At 39.2% G+C, this 22,129-nt stretch carries 12 protein-coding genes; 11 read left to right on the top strand and 1 reads right to left on the bottom strand.

Features of this window, described 5'->3' with window-relative positions; all coding sequences use genetic code 11:
• The first annotated feature begins 31 nt into the window (after nucleotides 1-31).
• From truB to OZX59_RS02420, 11 genes are all read left to right on the top strand, one after another.
• Nucleotides 32-925 (top strand): tRNA pseudouridine(55) synthase TruB, encoded by an 894-nt coding sequence (truB, locus tag OZX59_RS02470; protein ID WP_277126561.1) that lies wholly within the window; start codon nucleotides 32-34, stop codon nucleotides 923-925.
• An 18-nt stretch (nucleotides 926-943) separates the two neighbouring features.
• The gene (ribF, locus tag OZX59_RS02465; RefSeq protein WP_277126560.1) at nucleotides 944-1,876 is read left to right on the top strand and encodes a riboflavin biosynthesis protein RibF; all 933 of its coding nucleotides are present in this window, start codon (nucleotides 944-946) and stop codon (nucleotides 1,874-1,876) included.
• 246 nt (nucleotides 1,877-2,122) lie between these two features.
• A complete protein-coding gene (locus OZX59_RS02460; RefSeq protein WP_277126559.1) occupies nucleotides 2,123-9,196 on the top strand; it encodes a Rib/alpha-like domain-containing protein in 7,074 nt (2,357 codons plus the stop codon).
• A 174-nt stretch (nucleotides 9,197-9,370) separates the two neighbouring features.
• The gene (gene hrcA / locus OZX59_RS02455; RefSeq protein ID WP_277126558.1) at nucleotides 9,371-10,420 is read left to right on the top strand and encodes a heat-inducible transcriptional repressor HrcA; all 1,050 of its coding nucleotides are present in this window, start codon (nucleotides 9,371-9,373) and stop codon (nucleotides 10,418-10,420) included.
• Between the two features lie 12 nt (nucleotides 10,421-10,432).
• Nucleotides 10,433-11,032, top strand: coding sequence for a nucleotide exchange factor GrpE (gene grpE, locus OZX59_RS02450; protein ID WP_277126557.1), 600 nt, complete (start codon nucleotides 10,433-10,435; stop codon nucleotides 11,030-11,032).
• A gap of 18 nt (nucleotides 11,033-11,050) precedes the next feature.
• Entirely contained in the window at nucleotides 11,051-12,913 is a 1,863-nt protein-coding gene (gene dnaK, locus OZX59_RS02445; protein WP_277126556.1) for a molecular chaperone DnaK, read from the top strand.
• Nucleotides 12,914-12,991: 78 nt separating this feature from the next.
• The gene (gene dnaJ / locus OZX59_RS02440; protein ID WP_277126555.1) at nucleotides 12,992-14,131 is read left to right on the top strand and encodes a molecular chaperone DnaJ; all 1,140 of its coding nucleotides are present in this window, start codon (nucleotides 12,992-12,994) and stop codon (nucleotides 14,129-14,131) included.
• 119 nt (nucleotides 14,132-14,250) lie between these two features.
• The gene (gene lepA, locus OZX59_RS02435; RefSeq protein WP_277126554.1) at nucleotides 14,251-16,089 is read left to right on the top strand and encodes a translation elongation factor 4; all 1,839 of its coding nucleotides are present in this window, start codon (nucleotides 14,251-14,253) and stop codon (nucleotides 16,087-16,089) included.
• 30 nt (nucleotides 16,090-16,119) lie between these two features.
• Nucleotides 16,120-18,390 carry a single-stranded-DNA-specific exonuclease RecJ gene (recJ, locus tag OZX59_RS02430; protein WP_277126976.1) on the top strand — a complete coding sequence of 757 codons (2,271 nt, stop codon included), beginning with the start codon at nucleotides 16,120-16,122 and terminating at the stop codon, nucleotides 18,388-18,390.
• A 103-nt stretch (nucleotides 18,391-18,493) separates the two neighbouring features.
• Nucleotides 18,494-19,021, top strand: coding sequence for an adenine phosphoribosyltransferase (locus tag OZX59_RS02425; RefSeq protein WP_277126553.1), 528 nt, complete (start codon nucleotides 18,494-18,496; stop codon nucleotides 19,019-19,021).
• A 142-nt stretch (nucleotides 19,022-19,163) separates the two neighbouring features.
• Nucleotides 19,164-19,682: a GNAT family N-acetyltransferase gene (locus tag OZX59_RS02420; RefSeq protein WP_277126552.1), complete on the top strand. Its 519-nt coding sequence runs from the start codon at nucleotides 19,164-19,166 to the stop codon at nucleotides 19,680-19,682.
• 62 nt (nucleotides 19,683-19,744) lie between these two features.
• Here the strand turns inward: OZX59_RS02420 and OZX59_RS02415 are convergent, their stop codons facing one another.
• Nucleotides 19,745-22,018, bottom strand: a complete 2,274-nt coding sequence (locus OZX59_RS02415) for an HAD-IC family P-type ATPase (RefSeq protein WP_277126551.1) — start codon at nucleotides 22,016-22,018, stop codon at nucleotides 19,745-19,747.
• Nucleotides 22,019-22,129 lie beyond the last annotated feature (111 nt).

The raw sequence follows: 22,129 nt of genomic DNA, 5'->3' as shown, positions 1-22,129 counted from the left end.
GTTGGCGCTTTTTTAATGGAAAAGGTAAAAAATGCTTAACGGAATATTGGTAATTGACAAGCCTAAAGGAATGACTAGTGCCGATGTAGTCTATCAATTGCGCAAGGTATTACATATTAAAAAAATCGGTCATGCAGGTACACTAGACCCTGATGTTACAGGAGTATTGCCAATTGCGATCGGCCAAGCAACCAAGTTAATTGAGTTGATGCATCAACGAAATAAACAGTACGTAGGAACTGGGATCTTCGGCTTTGCGACTGATAGTTACGATATTAGTGGTAAAACATTGGCTACTAAACAATTAGCTGAACCGATTTCAGCAGCAAAAATTCAGCAGCAAATGCAAACCTTTGTGGGTGAAATTGAGCAAGTACCGCCAATTTATTCTGCGGTTCGAGTCAATGGCAAACATCTTTATGAATATGCTCGAGCAGGAATTGAAGTTGAGCGGCCTAAACGAGTCGTTAAGGTTGTCTCATATGATTTGCTGGGACAGCCAAAGTTTGACGAAAATAGCGGTCAGGAAAGCTTCGAATTTGCAATCGAATGTAGTAAGGGCACTTATGTGCGGTCTTTAGTTAATGATTTAGGAACTAAACTAGGGGTACCAGCGGTCATGAGTAGTTTGCGGCGCAGCGCTAGTTCAGGCTTTGAGCTTAGTCAGGCTGTCAAGTTAGCTGATATTATTGCTGATCCCAGTTTAGCTAATGACTTGATCCAACCAATTGAGCATTTTTTCCAAGATTACCAACAAGTTGATTTAACGCAATCTCAGTGGCTTAAAGTCCAAAATGGTGCAGCGATTAGTTTGGAAATTGATGCAAATCAAGTTGCATTACGATACAATAATAGGGTTAAGGCGATTTATCAAAGAAAGTCCAATGAGTATCGTCCATATTTGATGCTCTTACAGAATAAATAAGTGAATGAAGGTCTTATTTTGCAAATTATCCATTTAACTTATCCGCTCGCAGAAAATTTAATTCCTGGTAAAATAGTTTTGGCTCTGGGATTTTTTGATGGTGTTCATCGAGGTCACCAACAATTGATTAAAACTGCTAAGCAAGCTGCTGCAGCACAAGACTTGCCATTAGCCGTAATGACATTTGACCGTCATCCTAAAGAAGTTTATCAACATGCAAGTGTCGCATATATTGATAATTTGGCGGAAAAAGCTTATAAAATGGCTCATTTAGGTGTCGATTACTTACTAGTAATTCATTTTAATGCTGGCTTTAGCAACTTGTCTGCGCAAGAATTTGTTGATCAAATAATTGTTAAGCTGCAGGCAACAACCGTAGTAGCAGGTTTTGATTATACTTATGGCCCCAAAAAGACTGCCAATATGGCAAATTTTCCCAAGTATGCTAAAGGACGGTTTAAGATTATTGAAATCCCCAAACAGTCATATGATGGTGAAAAGATTGGCTCCACGGAAATCAAAAGAGCTATTACAAGTGGGCAAATGGAGCTAGCCACTAAATTGCTTGGTTGGCATTATATTATGAGCGGAGTTGTTGGGCATGGCTTGCGCAATGGTCATAAATTAGGTTATCCCACGGTTAATTTGGTATGGCAGGATTCCAAGGTAATACCTAAAGTTGGTGTGTATGCTACCAAAACTAAAGTTGCTGGTAAATGGTATGATTCAATGACCAGTGTCGGTTATAATGTAACCATCAATGATTCAAAGCAAATTTTTATCGAGTCAAATCTCTTTAATTTCGACCAAGAAATTTATGGACAAGAAATTGTCATTAAATGGTATAAATATACTCGAGGAGAAATTAAATTTGCTGATTTAGCTGGCTTAAAAAAGCAAATGGCACAGGATGAGGTTCAGATTAAGACCTATTTTGCTCAAAGAAAGTAAATACATTAATAAAAATTCTCAGATTTAGGGTTACTAAATTTGAGAATTTTTTGTTTGCATCGGGTTTATTATTGATATGCAAATATATGTTATTTAATTACCTAAATTACTTATTTATCAAGGTCAATATTGTCAATGCTGTTATCTTTCAAGCGTAACCGTTTACATGAAACCTGATTGGCACTACCATAAACTTAAATATGGCATAAATGCTATTTAAGTTTTTGGATATGAAAGGATAAAATTATGCTTGGAAAAAACAACTTTGACGAAAAGCTAAGGAAGATGACCTTACAGTCGAAAAGAGACCGTTTTTCAATTCGTAAATTAACAATTGGAGCGGCTTCTGTTTTGTTAGGCTTTACCTTTATGGGTGTAAATAGTCATGAAGTGCAAGCTGCAACTAGTGAATCTGATCAAACAACGGCAAAAACTACTACCACTGAATCTTCAACCACTAATGAGTCAAAGCCAAAAGTTAACTTGGAAACTTATGCTGGCTTATCTGACTTTTTACGCGGTAGTACTACGGAAAAAGCTCAATCGGCTAAACCTCAACCGCAGCAGCCAGCTAAGGATAAGACTCCAAATCAGGCAACTCAAACTAACCAAGCGGCACCAACTTCATCTCCAAATACGGCAAAGCCAAGTACTGCAACCGCCAATAATAACGATCAGCCAACTAGTGCTGACCAGCTAGGTACTACTGGTGCTCAAGCGAATGCTAAGGCTGATAATGAAACAGTAGAGGTTAGCGATTGGCAGGGCTTTACTGATGCAATTACCACTGATAGAAACCAAGAATCTAAGACTATTAATTTAGCAACCGACATTACAGCGGACACTGAAAATCAGGTTTACACCACATTGACTGATATAACGATTAATACTAATGGACATACTTTAGACATTGGGTCTAATACCATTCAGGATGATTATTATCAATGGTCGCTAACTGTCATTGGGGGTACCCTCAAGGGCAGTAAGCCTAATGATGACCCAAATAGTTTTAATTTCTTCGGTTTTAATAACGCCCCGTCAGTTACTTTGCAGGATGTTCACGTTGAAAATGTTAGTTTTGACACTATTATTACTTTTGCAGGTAACACTACTGTTAGCTATGATACCAAAGGTAATATTTTTAGCGATTACAGCGAAGCATTTGTTCAAGATAATGCTAACGTCAAGATTGATTTTAATCCGTCAAGTGATTCGACTAATTTTATCTGTGATGTCTTTTCTATCGGTCAAGATGCTGAGGTTGAAGCTAACATCTCGAATACTAGAACGGCGCTAAGAGGAACTTATGGCGATAATGGTTATGTTGAAGTTGGTGAAAATTCTAAATTTACGTTAAATATTGCTGACACGGTTAACTTCTTATATCGGGTTGATCCTGATATTCCACCAATTGACTTTATTGTGGATCCAGGTTCAGAGACTCATATCAATAATAGTGCTAATGATCAAGGAGTTGTTGAAGGTAAGGATAATCAGTTACATCTAATTGCTGACACGCCAAAGCTATTTGAAATAAATGTTACTAATTATAACGACAGTGCCAACTTCAATTTTCCAACTACCGATATTTCTGGGGATAAAATGGGGCTGTACAGTGACCATTACAAGTGGATTATTGAAACTTCTGATGGTGCCAATATTATGGACAAGGTCTTTAATCCAGACGCGATGACTTTGCTGAAAAATCCATCCCTGCCGGAAGATATACCAACTAAAGGTAAGGCTAATCAGAACTTTAAAGACTTAAGTGATGAAGCCGACTTTCTTGATGTAATTGAAAATAAGGGTGGTTTTAATAGTTCAGCCAGCTTCAAATTAGGAACTACTTTGTACGATAGCTGGGAAAGAACTAATGCTGGTCGCTATAATGCCAGCAGTAAGCCAATAGCTGTTCATGAAGGGCAAATTAGTAAACTAGGTTCACCAAGTCAGTTACTAGCTGCAAATGGTACGACTTCAGCGATAATTGATAGTAGCAACCAGCAAGTGCTGACTATTACAGATTTGCAGGCAAATGGTACCATTAAAAGCATTGAATGGCTACCAAATAAAGCGATGGATGCTAGTGGTCAATTGGTGGATAATGGTGTTGTTAGCGATAGTGATGGTACGATTGCTACTGGCGCTGATACTAAAGCGGATCTGCTAGGTAATGCTGTCATGAGGGTAACCTATGGTGATGGCACCTATGATGATGTGCCAGTCGAGGTTAAACAAGTTTCTGCAATTCCTTCAGATGATATTCAGCATGTTAATCCTGGGCAATTACCAACGACAGCGCAAGCGCAAGCCGCAGTTGCCTTTGCTGGTTCACCTGACCAGGGTGATTGGCAGGTTACTTACGAATGGTACGATCAGGATAAGCAACCACTAACGGCTGCTGAGCTTGATCAGGCGAATACAGTAAAGAACGCTTATGTTAAAGTTTCGTATCATAACGCAGATGGTTCTAGTGATGGCGAGCAATTTGTTCCAGTAAAATTGGCAATCGATCCGGATGAAGCACATCAAGCAGGCTTAACTGCTGGCACTGGGAAGATAACAGTTCCTGTTAATAATGTAGGTGACCCAGCGACTAAACCAGTAGCTTTTTCTGATCAAAAGCAATGGAAGAGTTTCTTAAATGGAGATTCGGATAATGTAACCCAAATTGATTGGGCTGATCAAACAGCTGGCAACGAAGTAGTTGACAGTATCGGTCAGGATAAAACCGCTACTCTAAGAGTTACCTTCCATGATGGTTCGACAGCGCAGGTACCTGGTGTCAAGTTTGATGTAGTTGGTGCGCAAAAGGCAGCTGGGGATGCGACTAAAACGCCAGTTGGCACAGTGCCAACGACAGCGCAAGCTGAAGAAGCCGTTGAGTTTACGTCGCCTCTCGCTGATGCTGGTTACGAAGCCGATTATGCTTGGGCAAAGGATGCGCAAGGAACCCCGATGACCAGTGATTATACGAGGTTTTCTGGAACAGGTAATGCGGGTCAACAAACCAAAGACGCATGGGTATTGGTAACCTATTATGCTAAAGGCAAGGAGCATACGCCAGAAAATGTCGTTGCCAAGCAAGCGGTTCCGGTTGATTTAACCTTAACCAAAAAGCAGAGCAACCTTTATCATGATGACTTAGCCGGGTCTGGTGCTAATGGTCAGGGAACCAGTGTAGCTAAAGGCACTGAGTTAACTGATGAGCAGGCAAAAGCGGCAATCTTTTCAGCAGAAGAATTACCAGAAGGCACTACTTATACTTGGGGAACAACGGCAGATACAACTACAACTGGTAACAAGGAAGCTACGGTTAAAGTTACTTATCCCGATGGTACTTCTGAATTAGTTCCAGTCTTAGTTAATGTGTATGATACTGCTGAAAAAGCAACTCCAGTTGGGCAACTGACTACTGCTGAACAAAATGGTGCTGCACCAGATGCCAAAACCGCAATTGCTAATGCTGAAAAATCAATTACTGATAATAATAAGCAGATTGATAAATTACCAGCGGATGCCCAATATGAGTGGCTTTATGAACCTGATCTGTCTCAATCTGGTATTACGGTTGATGCCGTAAAAATAACTTATGCGGATGGCTCTGTCGATACAGTAGTAGTACCGATTCAGGTTGGTGATGGCAAGATTACAGGTGAACATGATCCAAAAGGAAAGTTGCTAAACTTAAAATACACGTCAAATGGAGCAGCTACTGCTGATGATGCAGAAGCTGCAATTGCCAATGCAGATACAATGCCTAAGGGTAGCAGCTATGCTTGGAAGCAAGCACCGGTGGTTAATGATTTAAATCAATTAGGCCAGCAACCTGCGATTGTGACCGTAACTTATCCCGATAATTCAACTCAGGATGTTCCAGTTATTGTTAATGTCACTAGCAATGCTAAAGAAAACGTGCGGCCGCGTGCACAGAATATCTGTCTGGAACAGGGCAGCACTGTGCCAGAAGATGTAGCCCAAGCAGCGATTACTAATGTTGCTGATTTGCATAATGTAAAAAGTTATGAGGTTGAACAACAGATTTCGACTGATAAAAGTGGCGTAACTGCTAATGTTATTAAAGTTACTTATAACGATGGTTCTTATGAAGAGGTTCCAGTACAAGTAATTATTGATGCCAAAAATAGTGCGGATGATTCCAAGGCTGACAAGAGTCGGCCACATGTTAAAACTTTACGTGTTGGATTAGGCAGTAAGCCAGCTGCAAGAAAGATTATCGACAACTTCAATGATTTGCGTGGTAATCCGAAAGCTGAGTGGGTCGATCCTAATTTCCCTACGCAAGCAACCAAGACTCCGGGATTAAAACAATCACAAGTAAAATTGACTTATGACGATGGTTCCACTAAGATTGTGACTGGATATTTGCGGGTTATGCCTGATGGTGAAAAGCGAGTTAATACGGCTACTGGCAAGACCACGAATAAAAAAATCGGCGATGCAGTTACTGCAGCCGATATGGTCGATAATTTGCCAAAGGATGCAACTGCTAGTTTTGTGTCACCGATTAATATTGAAAATGGTGAGACGGTTGCTGCAGGAACATATCCAGAAATTATTAAGGTTAACTTCCATGATGGCTCAACTAAGCTCTTGACGGGTGTACTAACTGTTGACCGTAATGAAGCGGATCAAGATATTACGCAAACTACGCCAATTGTGCTGCATGTTGAATCAGGAACGTCAACGCAACCAGTTACTGAATTTACTGATCCAAGTACTTTTTTGGCAGATCCAGGTGCTGGCGATGTAGCAACGGTAGAATGGGCTGAAGGTGGTCAGCCAGAGGTTAGTCAGGCAAATGATCAGGCTACTGGTACCATTAAGCTTACCTTTAATGATGGTACTAGCAAGCAAGTGCCAGTTGAGGTGAAAGTTTTAGGTGCTAAAAAAGCAACTAAGCCAGTTCCAATTACGCAAAATGCGAAATTAGATCAGGCTCATGCTAAAGCTGCGCTGAATGCCGATGACGTTCATACTCTAGATGCCCAATATCCAGGAATCAAGTATAGTTGGGCTGCTAATGCCGATGGCACTGGCGCAGTTTCTATCAGCGAAGCTGGCGAGCAAAGTCCGTATGTAGTCATTACTTATCCAGATGGTACCAAACAAGTCGTGCAAGTTGATTTGAAAGTAAATGAAGCTGAAACTGATGGTGGTAAATATCATCCAGAAACTGGCACTGAGTCAATTACCATTCACAAGGCTGATAAGGGCAAAGTTGCAGTACCGGAATTTACTGATAGTAGTAAATTCAGTGGTCTTATTGAGATACCAAATTTGCCAGCTGGAACAACAGTTGCTGATTTGGTAACTGGTCTTGATTGGGTTGATGGTGCACCTGATGCGATTGGTGATAATAAAACAGCTAAAGTAATGGCGCACTTTGAAGACGGTTCAGCTAGTTATCCATTTAAGATTAAGGTCAATGTCATTGGAGCGCAAAGTGCTGACAAGTCGACGAAAATTGCCGTTAGCTCAAAGTTGACGACTGAGCAGGCAAAAGCTGCTCTAACACCAGAAAGTGTCGCAGAAATTGAAGCCAAGTATCCAGGAGTTACTTACGATTGGGCAAGCCAGCCTAATGGCACAGGGCGAATTAAGACTGGGCAAGAGGGTAGTCCGGATGCTTATGTCGTAGTCAATTATCCGGATCACACTCTTCAAACGGTTAAGGTAGATTTGCAGGTTGTTAGTCAGGCTGCTAGTTATGATAATGAGCTTAGCCTAGTAGATACTGCTGCAGTGACTATGCATGTTGCTAGTGACGAAGACGCCACAGTCCCAGTTAAGGAATTTACTGATTTAAACTGGATTAAGGATAATATCAAGCTTGATAATGAAGCAGATTCTAGCAAGAAAATTAAGAAAGTAATTTGGAAAACTGAAGCACCAGACATTTCGGCTAGTGATATCGGACAGCAAGTTCATGGTAGAATTAAGATTGTCTATAAAGATGGCAGTACCTCGACTAAGTCCTTATCGTTGCCAGTAAATGTTATAGGCGGTCAAGCACAAGCAGATCCGACAACGGTTGTAGTAGGCACTGATTTGACACCTGAGCAGGCACAGAATGCCTTAACAACAGAGAGTATAACAGCGATTAAGGCTAAATATCCAAAAGCTGAGTTTAGTTGGGCAGCACAGGCTGATGGTAGCGGTCAAGTTGATACTAGTAAGACAGGTGCTAAGACAGCCTATGTTGTAGTTGACTATGGGGATGGCACTAATCAGATAGTTGCGGTGCCGTTGACAGTAAATTCGAAGGATTCTGGTAGTTCAGTAGCTGGAACAACCGAAGTTACTCCAATTGGTGGAGTAATTGCAGTTGACAAGGATACCAATTTAAGCAACGACACGGATTATGCCCAACAGGCAATCAGCAATCATGCGCAATTGCCTGCTGGTACGACTTATAAGTGGGCGAAAGTTCCTGATACTTCACAAGTTGGGACAATTACTGGTACAGTAATTGTTACTAATCCAAATGGCGATGCAATTGCGGTTACGGTAACTCTTAATATTACGGCTAAGCAAAGCGAACAGGTGACGCTAAGGCATAACGCCTATCTTTATAATGCAAATGGGCAACGGATTAATGAATTGATCCTAAAAACTGGCTCAATTGTTAATACTTATGGCGTGAAGCAAATTGCTGACCGTGATTTCTATATCTTAAATAATAATTATTATCTGGCTACTGGCAATGTTCAAAGCGTGAAACGTAAATTAATTCACAATGCTTACACTTATAATGAGTTTGGTAAGAGACTAGGTAAGACTACCACCAAAAAAGGTAAGGTTCTAGCTACTTATGGTGAGCCAGTCAAAATTAGTGGTCAAAAATATTATATTGTCGGTGCTAATCGCTATGTTAAAGCAGCTAACTTTAAGAAAGCTAAGCATAATATTAAGCCAGCACAGCAGATAAAGGCTGATCCACAAAAAGATCAAATAATGCATAGTTCCTATTTATATGATGAAAAAGGACAGCGAGTAAATGAAGTAACATTAAAAGCAGGTTCACGGGTAAAGGTCGATAAGACTATCCATCGCGTCGGTGCGCGGAAGTTTTACCAGTTAGATAATGGTTATTACATTGCTAAACGTAATATTACTGGTGATGAAGTTGTTTTGAACCATAATGCTTATGTTTATAACAAGTATGGTAAGCGTGCTAATCAAAAGGTACTAAAACGCGGTTCAACCATTACGGTTTATGGTGATTGGGTTTCTCTTCAAGGTACGAGATATTGGATCATTGGTAAAGGCAGATATGTAAAGGCTGCTAATCTTTAGTTAGTTTAACTAATGCTAAAAATAGTTTGAGATTGCACTCAAACTATTTTTTTGCTTGCTAATTAAAAAAATTGGATTATTTTTAGCACTCGGCTTGACATTCTGCTAAAAGCTAGTATCATAATAATTGTTAGCACCAAAGATGTAAGAGTGCTAAAAGTGAGGGCGATATTTATGTTGACCGAACGTCAAGAATTAATTTTAAAAACAATCATCAATGATTTTACACAAACTCATGATCCAGTGGGTTCAAAAACCGTAATGAGTCAGTTGCCGATTAAGGTGTCAAGTGCTACTATTCGTAATGAAATGGCTGCGCTTGAAGAAAAGGGCTTAATCGAAAAGACTCATTCATCTAGTGGACGAATTCCGTCAACTGCAGGTTATCGTTATTATCTAGATAATTTGGTTGAACCATTGCAGTTGCCTGAGAATGTTTACCAGCATATTATGCAGCAGCTTGATCAACCATTTCATCAGGTTAATGAAATTGTGCAGGAAGCAGCTAAGATTTTGTCAGATTTGACCAATTATACCGCTTTTGCAGAAGGTCCCGAGAGTCGCAACGTAACTATTACGGGTTTCAGAATCGTACCACTATTTAATAGACAAATTATGGCAATTCTAGTTACCAGCGATGGTAATGTCCAAAATCAGGTCTATAACTTGCCACGTCACATTAGTGGTGATGAGATTGAGCGGGCTGTGCGTTTGCTCAATGACAAACTGGTAGGTAAGAGTTTAGATGAAGTGACACCTAGTTTACTTGCTAAGTCTTTAGGAAAGCATACCAGTAGTCAGCAAGCAAATGAACTGATTGCATTGGTTGAGGACGTTCTTAAGGATGCTGCAAGCGACCAAATGTATGTTGATGGACAGATTAACTTGTTGAGTAATAGCTCAGTTGGTGATGCATCGCATATCAGGTCGCTGTATGACCTAGTTGATCGTAACGACTTACTTTCTAGATTATTAGACACTTCTGATGATCGACAGCTTGGTGGTCGTTCAGTTCGTGTCAGGCTTGGATCTGAATTACCCGGTGATTTGTTAAAGGATTATAGTTTGTTAACTGCAGAATATAACGTTGGTTCGCATGGTAAAGGAATGATTGCTTTATTAGGTCCCACCAATATGCCATATTCTCAGGTGTTGGGATTGTTAGAATATTTTAGAAATGAATTAGCCAAGAAACTACTTGACTATTATGGTAGATTTCAATAAAGGAGGTTAGCTGTGAGCAAGGAAAAGTTTCCTAGTGAAGAGGATTTAAAACAAAAAGAAGCGACTACTGCTAAAAGCAAGTCGAAAGCTAAATCTGCAGCTAAAGCCGATTCTGAGGGTAAAAACTCAGATAAAAAAACCAATGCTACTGCTAAGGTAGAAAAACAGATTACAGATTTACAGGCGCAAAATAAAGAACTTGAAGATAAGTTTTTGCGTAGTCAAGCAGAAATGCAAAATATGCAGACGCGCTATAATAATGAACGGACGCAACTAATTAAGTATGAATCGCAATCGCTGGCTAAGGATGTTTTGCCAGCAGTTGATAATCTAGAGCGTGCTCTGGCTACGAAGGTAGATGATGACGCTTCTCAGCAGCTTAAAAAGGGAGTACAAATGACTTTGGATTCTCTAGTTAAAGCCTTAAAAGATCATGGTATTAGTGAGATTGAAGCTGAGAATAGCCCATTTGATCCGACGTTGCATCAAGCTGTTCAAACAGTTACAGCTGAAAACGATGATCAAAAAGATCATGTCGTGCAGGTTTTGCAAAAAGGATATCAATATAAAGACCGTACACTTAGACCAGCAATGGTTGTTGTTGCACAGTAATTGAAAGGAAGAATATAAATGTCAAAAGTTATTGGGATTGATTTAGGAACTACTAACTCTGCAGTTGCTGTTTTAGAAGGTAAAGAACCAAAGATTATAACTAATCCGGAAGGTAATCGGACTACACCATCAGTTGTTGCCTTTAAAGATGGTGAAACACAAGTCGGTGAAGTTGCCAAGCGTCAAGCGATTACTAATCCAAATACCATTTCCTCAATTAAGCGTCACATGGGTGAAGATGGCTACAAGGTTAAAATTGGTGATAAGGCTTATACTCCACAAGAAATTTCTGCAATGATTTTGCAATACATCAAAAAATTCTCTGAAGACTATTTAGGAGAAGAAGTTACTGAAGCAGTTGTTACTGTTCCTGCATACTTCAACGATGCACAACGTCAAGCTACTAAAGATGCTGGTAAAATTGCTGGTCTAGATGTTAAACGGATCATTAATGAACCAACTGCTTCATCACTTGCTTATGGTCTTGATAAAGACTCAGAAGATGAAAAAGTATTAGTTTACGACCTTGGTGGTGGTACCTTTGATGTTTCTGTTTTGCAATTAGGTGATGGCGTCTTCCAAGTACTGTCCACTAACGGTGATACTAATCTTGGTGGGGATGACTTTGATAATGCTATTATTGATTGGTTAGTTGCTAACTTCAAATCAGAAAACAATGTTGATCTTTCTAAGGATAAGATGGCATTGCAACGGTTAAAGGATGCTGCTGAAAAGGCTAAGAAAGATTTGTCAGGCGTATCTTCAACTCACATCTCATTACCATTCATTTCTGCTGGTGATGCAGGTCCATTACACCTTGAAGCTGATTTGACTCGTGCCAAGTTTGATGAGTTAACTTCTGATTTAGTTGATCGGACTAAGGTTCCGTTTGACAATGCTTTAAAGGATGCTGATTTAACTGTTAACGATATTGACAAGGTTATTTTAAATGGTGGTTCAACTAGAATTCCTGCTGTTCAAGATGCAGTTAAGAAATGGTCTGGAAAAGAACCTGATCACTCAATTAACCCTGATGAAGCCGTAGCTTTAGGTGCTGCTGTTCAAGGTGGGGTTATCTCAGGTGACGTTAAGGATGTTGTTTTGCTTGATGTTACGCCACTTTCACTTGGTATCGAAACCATGGGTGGTGTCTTCACTAAGTTGATTGATAAGAATACGACAATCCCAACTTCTAAGAGTCAAATTTTCTCAACTGCAGCTGATAATCAACCAGCCGTTGATGTTCATGTTTTGCAAGGTGAACGTCCAATGGCAGCTGATGACAAGACTTTAGGTCGATTTGAATTAACTGATATTCCAGCAGCTCCTCGTGGTGTACCTCAAATCCAAGTTACTTTTGATATCGATAAGAACGGTATCGTTAATGTTTCTGCTAAGGATACTGGTACTGGTAAAGAACAAAAGATTACCATCAAGAGTTCGTCTGGTTTATCCGATGAAGAAATTCAAAAGATGCAAAAAGAAGCCGAAGAACATGCTGAAGAAGATAAAAAGAAGAAGGAAGAAGTCGACCTTCGCAATGAAGTTGATCAATTAATCTTCTCAACTGAAAAGACTTTGAAAGATGTTAAGGACAATGACAAGATCACCGAAGATGATACTAAGAAAGTCCAAACTGCTTTAGATGATTTGAAGAAAGCCCAAAAAGATAACGACTTAGATGCAATGAAGTCTAAGAAGGATGACTTATCTAAGGCTGCTCAAGATTTAGCTGTAAAACTATATCAGGCTAATGGCGGCGATCAAGCCGCTCAAGGCCAAGCTGATCCAAACCAAGGACCACAAGATCCAAATGGTGGTAATTCAGATAATGGTTCTGCTGGTGATGGCGACTTTCACAAAGTAGACTCAGATAAGTAAAGAGTTTATAATTGAATAAATTAGAAAAGAACTGCCGCAATAGTAGTTCTTTTCTTTTGGAAAGTAAGGAGTTTTTAAATGGCACAAGAAGATTATTATGGTGTGCTAGGTGTTGATCGCAATGCCAGCGACAAAGAAATTGATGCTGCTTACCGGAAATTAGCAAAGAAGTATCATCCAGATCTTAATCATGAGGCTGGGGCAGAAGAAAAGTATAAAGAAGTTAATGAAGCGTACGAAGTTCTGCATGATAAGGATAAGCGTGCACAATATGATCAGTTTGGTTCTGCTGGTGTTAACGGTCAAGGCGGCTTTGGTGGAGCAGGAGCGGGAGCTGGTCAAGGTTTTGGCGGTTTCGGAGACTTTGGCGACATCTTTAATGATTTCTTCGGAGGTGGCGGCAGCCAGAGGCGCGCTGATCCAACTGCTCCAACTCGTGGTCAAGACCTTGATTATACCTTGACTATTGATTTTATGGATGCAATTAATGGTAAAAAGACGCAGGTTTCCTATACTCGTAGTGAAGTTTGTCCAACTTGCAAGGGTAACGGCGCAGAAAAAGGTACTCACCCAATTACCTGTGATAAGTGTAACGGCTCTGGTTATATGACCGTTACTCAAAACTCAATGTTAGGCGTAGTGCGGCGTCAGACAGTCTGTGATAAATGTAGCGGTCGTGGTGTGATTATTGAACATCCATGTCAAACTTGTAAGGGTCAAGGAACGATTGATGGCAAAAATACCATTGAAGTTAACATCCCAGCTGGCATCGACAATGGTCAACAGTTACGCTATGAAGGTCAAGGAGAAGCTGGTACTAATGGCGGACCTTACGGTGATTTGTATATTAGTTACCGTATTAAACCGTCTAAAGACTTTGAACGAAAAGGCAATACAATTTATACTACCGTTCCAATCTCTTTTGCTCAAGCGACTTTAGGCGATGAAATTACGGTCAAGACTGTGCATGGCGATAGTAAACTTAAAATCCCGGCTGGAACTCAGCCAAATAAGAAGTTTACGTTGAAGGGCGATGGAGTGCCATATTTGCGTGGTAATGGCAAAGGCGATCAAATCACTACTATTCAAGTGCAGATACCAACTTCAATTAATGATGATCAAAAACAGGCATTGGTTGATTTTGTTAAAGCTGGTGGTGGTTCGATTACTCCCCAAGAAAAAGGGTTCTTTGAAAGACTAAAAGACAAAATTAAATAATCTAAAAGCATTAGGGTGAATCCTTAATGCTTTTTGTATGATTAAATTCTTAATAGGTTTTATCTGCTTCAATGAATTTGCTATAATAAAGGTAATAGAATAAAGGGTGCAAATAATTTATGGATATTAAAGAATTACAAGATTATCAAAGACACATTCGTAATTTTTCGATTGTGGCGCATATTGATCATGGTAAGTCAACGATTGCTGATCGTATTTTGGAATTAACGGATACAGTATCGCAGCGGCAATTAAAAAATCAAATGCTAGATGATATGCCACTTGAGCGGCAACGCGGAATTACGATTAAGATGAACTCGGTACAAATTAAGTACCATGCCCAAGATGGTGAAGATTATATTTTCCACTTAATTGATACACCAGGACATGTGGATTTTTCTTATGAAGTGTCACGGTCGCTGGCTGCTTGTGAGGGAGCATTACTAGTAGTTGATGCTTCTCAAGGGGTACAAGCACAAACGTTGGCCAACACCTACCTAGCGATTGACGACGATTTAGAAATCTTGCCGGTGATTAACAAGATTGATTTGCCTTCTGCAGATCCAGAACGTGCTAAGGAAGAGATTGAGGAAATGCTTGGTCTTGATGCTAGCGATGCAGTTGAGGTCTCAGGTAAAACGGGGCAGGGGATTGCTGAAATGCTAGAGCAAATTGTCCAGAAAGTTCCCGCTCCCGCTGGGGATTTAACGGCACCACTCAAGAGTTTAATTTTTGATTCCAAATATGATGATTATCGCGGAGTTGTCTTGTCTGTTCGCATTGAAGAGGGAACAGTTAAGGCTGGTGATGAAATCGAAATTATGAATACTGGTAAAAAATATGAGGTAACTGAGGTTGGCGTTTTAAGCCCTGCTCCAGTTCAAAAAGATATTTTAATTGCCGGTGATGTTGGCTATTTAACGGCTAATATTAAATCTGTCCGAGAAACGCGTGTTGGTGACACGATAACTTCAGCAGCTAATCCCACTTCTGAGCCGCTACCAGGTTATCGACAAATTCCACCAATGGTTTATTCAGGAATGTATCCAGTCGATAATTCCAAATATGATGATTTAAAAGAAGCTTTGCAAAAGTTGCAGTTAAATGATGCTGCCTTAGAATTTGAGCCAGAAACTTCGACTGCTTTGGGCTTCGGGTTTCGTTGTGGTTTTTTGGGCTTACTACATATGGACGTGGTTCAGGAACGGATCGAGCAAGAATTTGATCTGGATCTAATTATGACGGCGCCGTCCGTTGATTATCATGCAATTATGAATGATGGTTTAACTAAGGTAATTGATAATCCTGCTGATTTGCCAACTGCTGGCGAATATAAAGAAGTTCAAGAGCCTTATGTTAAGGCAGAAGTAATGGTACCTAACGATTTTGTGGGTCCCGTGATGGAGCTTTGTCAGAAAAAGCGGGGAGAATTTGTCACTATGGACTACCTCGATAAGTACAGAGTCAATGTTATTTATAATATGCCATTAGCAGAAATTATCTATGATTTCTTTGATGAATTGAAGTCATCAACTAAAGGTTATGCTTCATTAGACTATGAGATTACTGGTTACAGGGCAACTGATTTAGTTAAGATTGACATTCTGTTAAATAAAGAAGCAGTTGATGCTTTAAGTTTTATCGCACATCGTGATGAAGCACAAAAGCGGGCACGTCAAATGACTTCTATGCTTAAAAAGCTAATTCCAAGGCAAAACTTCGAAGTTGATATTCAAGGAGCAATTGGTGCTAAAATTATCTCGCGGGCAACAGTCAAACCTTATCGCAAAGATGTTACTTGGAAGATTCATACTGGTGATCCAGATAGACGTGCCAAACTGTTGGCTAAGCAAAAGCGGGGTAAAAAACGGATGAAAGCCGTTGGTCGAGTAGAAGTGCCTCAAGATGCGTTTATGGCAGTCTTGAAAATGAATGATGACGACTTAAATAGTAAGTAAGAGTTGATGGAAGGTTAATTTAACCGAATGATAGAATGGAAAAAACGTAGTGGTGCAGAATTACCTGCAGATTTAGTTGAAAAGTATCAACTTAGCCCGTTAACGGCTAAGTTGTTTTCTTTGCGTGGAATTAATACTGATGAGCAGCTGGAATTTTGGTTTAATGCTACGGAAGATGATTTGGCGGATCCAAAGTTGATGCATGATATGACTAAAGCGGTTGAGCGGATCACTCAAGCAGTAGACAACGGCGAAAAAATCATGATCTATGGTGATTACGATGCCGATGGAATAACCGCTACAACAATTATGATGGAAACTCTGCAAATTTTAGGTGCAGATGTACATTACTTTATCCCCGATCGATTTCGTGACGGCTATGGTCCTAATTTAGCAGCTTATCAAAAAATTGTTGCTGATGGAACTAAGCTAATTATTACAGTTGATAACGGAATAACTGGGGTTGAAGAAGTGGCTTACGCCAACAGCCAAGGTGTTGATACGATTATTACTGATCACCATACCATTCAAGAAGTTGTTCCAAATAGTTATGCAATTGTGCATTGTAATTATCCTGGACAAGCATATCCCTTTGATGACTTTTGCGGAGCTGGCGTTGCCTATACTATTTGTCGTGAGTTAATGCAAGATTCGATATCTGAGCTACTTGATTTAGCAATGATCGGTACAATTGGTGATATGGTCAAAGTTTCAGGTGAAGGTCATATTCTGGTTAAGCAGGGCTTAGCTATCCTTAATCAGACCCAAAGACCAGGTTTGCGGGCTTTAATTAAGCAAGCGAGTTTGACAATGGGACAAATTGATGAGACCGATGTTGGCTTTAATCTGGCACCACGATTAAATGCGGTAGGGCGTTTGGCAAATGCTAGCTTGGCAGTGGAATTGTTGCTATGTGATGATGAGACTGAGGCAGAAGAATTGGCAATTCAAGTCGAAGAGCTAAATGATGAGCGCAAAGCTTTAACTGATGATGTGTTTGCAGCATGTATTAATCAAGTCGAGCGGCATAATTGGCAAACTAAGAACACTTTGGTTATTTATGATTCTGACTTTCATGAAGGCGTTTTGGGCTTGGTTGCTAATAAAATAGTTGAAAAATATCATAAACCAACAATTGTTTTAACCAAAAATGATGCTGGTATCATTAAAGGTTCAGGACGCTCAATTACTGGTTTTAACCTATTTAACGCACTTAATCCCTTAAAAGAAGATTTACTGCAAAAATTTGGTGGACACGACTTTGCTTGCGGCTTGTCGATGAGTGTAGATAAGATTGCCGACTTGAGAGCAGCTTTTGAGGACAGTTTTCAAGTAGAAAGTAGCTTGGCAGTAGAATATTACGATTGTGAGTTGCCATTCACAGATTTAACTCCAGCTTTAATGACCGATATCGCACAGGTAGGCCCATTTGGCACAGATAATGTACAGCCAGTATTTAGTATTACTCAGGCAAAAATCACTAACTTTACTGTTATGGGCAATCAAAAGCAGCACGTCCGCTTTCAGGCTAATCAATCAGGTGGTAAGTTAGCAGTTGTTGGCTTTAACAAGGAATTTTTAACGAAATCACTGTTGCCTTATATTAAGCAGGTTTTTGTTAAGTTAGGGTTAAATACTTATCGCGGACGGACTACGCTGCAGGGAATTATGGCTGGCATCACTTTTGATACACCTCAGTTGACGGTTCCCGCACCAGTAGTGGATTTACGCCAAGAAGAATATATTATGGGTTTTGCCGATAGATATTTATTGTTTGATGAAAAAAATCTGACTGTGGCAGCCAATACTTTTGCTATTGCTTCGGATAAGATTACATTAGTCAATGATTATCATGCAAGTGGCGAAGTGGCAGTTTTACTTGATGTCCCCCACAATCAAGCTGAATTTGATCAGGCACTAACTAATAGTTACCAGCAATTGTATTTACGATTCTTACTTGATCAATTGCCAGTTAAAAAAATTCCGAATAAAGCTAGTTTTGGACAGGTTTTAAAGTACGTTTATGCGCATCCTAATTTGACTACCAATGACTATGAACAAGTGGCGCCATTTTTGGGGTTAGATTATGCTAGTATTTTATTTATTTTACGGGTCTTTTTTGAACTTAAGTTTGTTAAATTTGATCAGGGAAAAATTACTGGTATTAAAAATCCACCGCAAAAACCGTTAAGTTCGTCAAAATATCTGGCTGCTACGCAATCACAAATTGAATTTGTTCAAACTTTACGCCAAATGCCAAGTTCCGAACTATTAATGTACGTAAATCAACGTCTAAAATAACATTAATTAGCTAGATAGACTGGTTTTTCGCTAAAAATCTGTTAAAATAGATTGGTTAGATTATATTTAGATAACCAATTAAGTTTTGGAGGTTTTGCTATTTATGGCAAACATTTTTGAAGAACACATCGCAAATGTGAAAGACTTTCCCAATAAAGGAATTACTTTTCGGGATATTACTCCTATTTTGCAAGATGGTAAACTATTTAAGTTAGCAACCTATGAACTTGCTGAGTATGCTAAGAGTAGAAAGGCAGATGTAATCGTTGGGCCAGAAGCACGAGGATTTATTGTTGGTTGTCCAGTAGCAACTGAATTAAATTTAGGTTTTGTACCTGCTAGAAAGCCCCATAAGTTGCCACGGGCTGTTGAACGTGCTTCTTATGATTTGGAATATGGTTCAAACAGCTTAGAAATGCATCAAGATGCGATTAAGCCCGGACAGCGAGTTGTTGTTTGTGATGATTTGTTAGCCACTGCTGGAACGCTAAGAGCATGTAAAGAATTGATTGAAAATTTAGGCGGCGAATTAGTTGGTGCTGGTTTTTATATCGAATTACCTGATTTAAAGGGTAAAGAAAAGTTACCAGGACTAGATGTCTTTTCATTAGTTCAATATCACGGTGCTTAAATAAGATTAATAAAAAAACGATTTTTCTTTGTTAAAGGAAAAACCGTCTTTTTAGTTATAAAGATAAGTGTTATCTTTTTACATTGATATGACAGATCGTTATAATATTCGATGTGTTTTTATAAAAGGAAAGGTGAGTAGTTTGGAATTAAGAAAAGCAACTATGGCTGACTTTGACCAGATTATGACGATTTTGCGAGATGGTGCTAATCAATTAGCTGAAAGTGGTGTTAACCAATGGCAGGGAGAATATCCATCACCAGATCAAATTAAGGAAGATATCAAGCAAGGTTGGGCTTTTTTAGCAATGTCAGATGACCAAGAAACTGTTGGCGCAATTTCAATTGTTAGCGCTCCGGATCATGATTATGATAACTTAGACGGGCACTGGCTAAATCCAAGTGATCGCTATGTAGTTATTCATCGTGTTGCAATTCATTCAAATCACGCTGGTAAAGGTTATGCAACTAAGCTATTGAGTGCTGTGATTGATGGTATCAAACGCAATCGTCCCGATATTGATTCAATTAGAATTGATACTCACGAGGATAATTTAGCGATGCAACATTTAATTGGTAAGATGGGCTTTAAGCGAGTTGGCAGTCTGCATGGTGTCTACCGTCAAGATGAAACTTCTTATGTTTATGAATTAGTCAAATAAAGATTTTAATAATAGTAAAAGACCACATTCCATTTGTAGAATGTGGTCTTTTTTGATGATAATTATCTGTTTTTCATGATTGGTTGGTAGACTAGATCGATTACTATTGCGGCAAATAAAGCAGCAACAAAAGTAATTAATAGGTTAAGCCAACTAATTTTAGTCATAGCAATTCCGAAGATTGCCAAAATAATGGTTATCAATACATCCGCTAGCTGAGTTAAACCAACAGACTTAGAAGGATAATCTTGCCAGAAATAACGTTTAGTTCTGGTAATTAAAATAATGAACATTGCACTTAATACTAAGAACACATATACCATGGTTGAAATTGTTCCATGACCAAAGCCATGAGTATTAAGATAACTAATACCTAAAATACCAATTAATGTCCAACCAAAGGCTAGTGAAAAAGCAATTTTAGCTAATTTAGCCATATTCCAATTTTCTGGTTGGTAAGTAATATGAGTGCGATCTGTTCCAATCATCATCGTAACCATGTTATTCATAATTGTATAGATTACCATCGCATTGAGCGCCATCGGAATGTAATTAAAGAATAAGTAACCAAAGGTTAGTAGCATGGTCAATTCAGCAGTTCTTGCTAATTTAGTTAATGACCAAGTTGTCATTCTTTGATAAACGCGATGCCCTGCATCCAAAATTTTAACAATTGAAGTCAAGCCATCATTCAGAAGAACCATCTTACCTGAACGCTTGGCCACGTCAGCGGCATTAGCAACGGCAATTCCGACTTCTGCTTGTTTTAAAGCAGGTGAATCATTAACGCCGTCACCAGTCATACCAACAATAAATCCTTTTTCTTGGAAAAATTTTACCATTTTTAATTTATCTTCAGGTAAAACATCGGCAATACCGGCCAATTCATTGATATTAATATTTTCGTCAAAGTCATGGATAGAGATTACTCTGCCATCTAGCTTAACTTGTTTAGCCACTGCAAGAGCTGTTTTCTGGTTATCACCAGTTAACATGATTGGTTTAACACCACGTTTTTTAAGTTCAGCTAGAGCAGCTTGAGAGTCAGAGCGGACTTGGTCTTGCAAAATGAAGACACCAGCAAGTTTGTCGTCAATCAATAAGGCACAGGAGCGACCAGCACCGAAGTCAATATTCTTGACTTGATCATTGGCTGCTTGATCAATCTTAGCTAATTGCTTAAATGAACCCAACTTAATGTTATGATTTGCATAATTAGCCATTGAATAGCCAGTAGCAGAAGTAAAGGGAGTAAAGTCCGAACTACTTTGGATTTTGATATTTTGTTTAGTTAAATAGTCAATAATGGCGCTATCAATAATCTTGGTATTGCGTTGATCGATTGCAGCGCTAGCTAATTGCAACACACTCTGATCATCTAATTGGCTAAAGTTAGTCCAGCTGACCACCGCAGTTTTGTTTTCAGTGATGGTACCAGTTTTGTCTAATAAAATTAAATTTAAATTGGCCGCATCCTGAATCCCAGTCAGATCAGATGTTAAGACGCCTTCCTTGCTCAATCTGGTTGCTTCAAATGAATTAGATAGGGCAAAAGTGGAGGGCATGGCGACTGGAATTGAAGCAATAAACATCATCGCTAAAAATGGCAGCATATTGATTAGGTTTTGAAAGTCGCCACCTTTGAAGAATGAAGCGATAATAATTACTAAGGTTAAAATTCCATCAAGCAAACATAAATAGTAAATAATCTTAGTTAACAATTGTTGCAGATGTCCTGGTGCAGCGGAATTGTTAATTAAGTTAATAGTTTTACCAGAACGAGAATTGGCCCCAGTCGCTGTAACTTTTGCTAATCCATTGCCTTCGACTACTGTAGTGCCGGCATAAGCATCATCTTTGATCCTTTTTTTGACAGCGTTAGCTTCTCCGGTAATCGAACTTTCGTCAAGAGCGAGCTGTCCTTGAACTAGTTCGGCATCGGCAGCTAAAACATCACCAGGTTGCAGGCTGATTAAGTCGCCTGGAACTAAGTATTTGGAATCAATATTTTGCCAAGCTCCATCACGTTCAACAGAAACAGTTGGGGTCAGCTTATGAGAAATATTATTTAAGACGCGGCGCGATTGCTTTTTCTTAGAAGCACCATTCCATGCTGCAAATAATAGCATTAATAATACAAATAATGATTGGACCCACTTGCCTAATAGACATTCTAAAACTAGGGCAGCTTCTAAAATCCACGCTGATAAGTTCCATAATTTAGATAAAAATTCTTTAAAAAAGTTAAATTTAGGTTCGGGTACCTCATTTAACCCTTTTTGTTTAAGCAGCTTATCAGCTTCTGCTTGCGAAAGTCCACTTAATTTTTCAGACATATTTTTCCTTCCTTTGACTAATTGCTATCATAAATAAACTAGCATAACTAGCGATTTTTTTCTAGCAAATAAAATAAGCTTGCACAATAATGCAAGCTTATCTATTAGTTA

It is taken from the genome of Lactobacillus sp. ESL0681 (genome assembly GCF_029392835.1).
Taxonomy (GTDB): domain Bacteria; phylum Bacillota; class Bacilli; order Lactobacillales; family Lactobacillaceae; genus Lactobacillus.
The sequence above is the reverse complement of the archived record's forward strand: the minus strand, read 5'-3'. Positions and strand labels throughout refer to the sequence as shown.

What these genes read in the sequence shown, in the direction of transcription:
- truB (WP_277126561.1), top strand. Translation starts at nt 32, where the DNA reads ATGCTTAACGGAATATTGGTAATTGACAAGCCTAAAGGAATGACTAGT.
- OZX59_RS02460 (WP_277126559.1), top strand. Translation starts at nt 2,123, where the DNA reads ATGCTTGGAAAAAACAACTTTGACGAAAAGCTAAGGAAGATGACCTTA.
- hrcA (WP_277126558.1), top strand. Translation starts at nt 9,371, where the DNA reads ATGTTGACCGAACGTCAAGAATTAATTTTAAAAACAATCATCAATGAT.
- dnaK (WP_277126556.1), top strand. Translation starts at nt 11,051, where the DNA reads ATGTCAAAAGTTATTGGGATTGATTTAGGAACTACTAACTCTGCAGTT.
- dnaJ (WP_277126555.1), top strand. Translation starts at nt 12,992, where the DNA reads ATGGCACAAGAAGATTATTATGGTGTGCTAGGTGTTGATCGCAATGCC.
- lepA (WP_277126554.1), top strand. Translation starts at nt 14,251, where the DNA reads ATGGATATTAAAGAATTACAAGATTATCAAAGACACATTCGTAATTTT.
- OZX59_RS02425 (WP_277126553.1), top strand. Translation starts at nt 18,494, where the DNA reads ATGGCAAACATTTTTGAAGAACACATCGCAAATGTGAAAGACTTTCCC.
- OZX59_RS02415 (WP_277126551.1), bottom strand. Translation starts at nt 22,018, where the DNA reads ATGTCTGAAAAATTAAGTGGACTTTCGCAAGCAGAAGCTGATAAGCTG.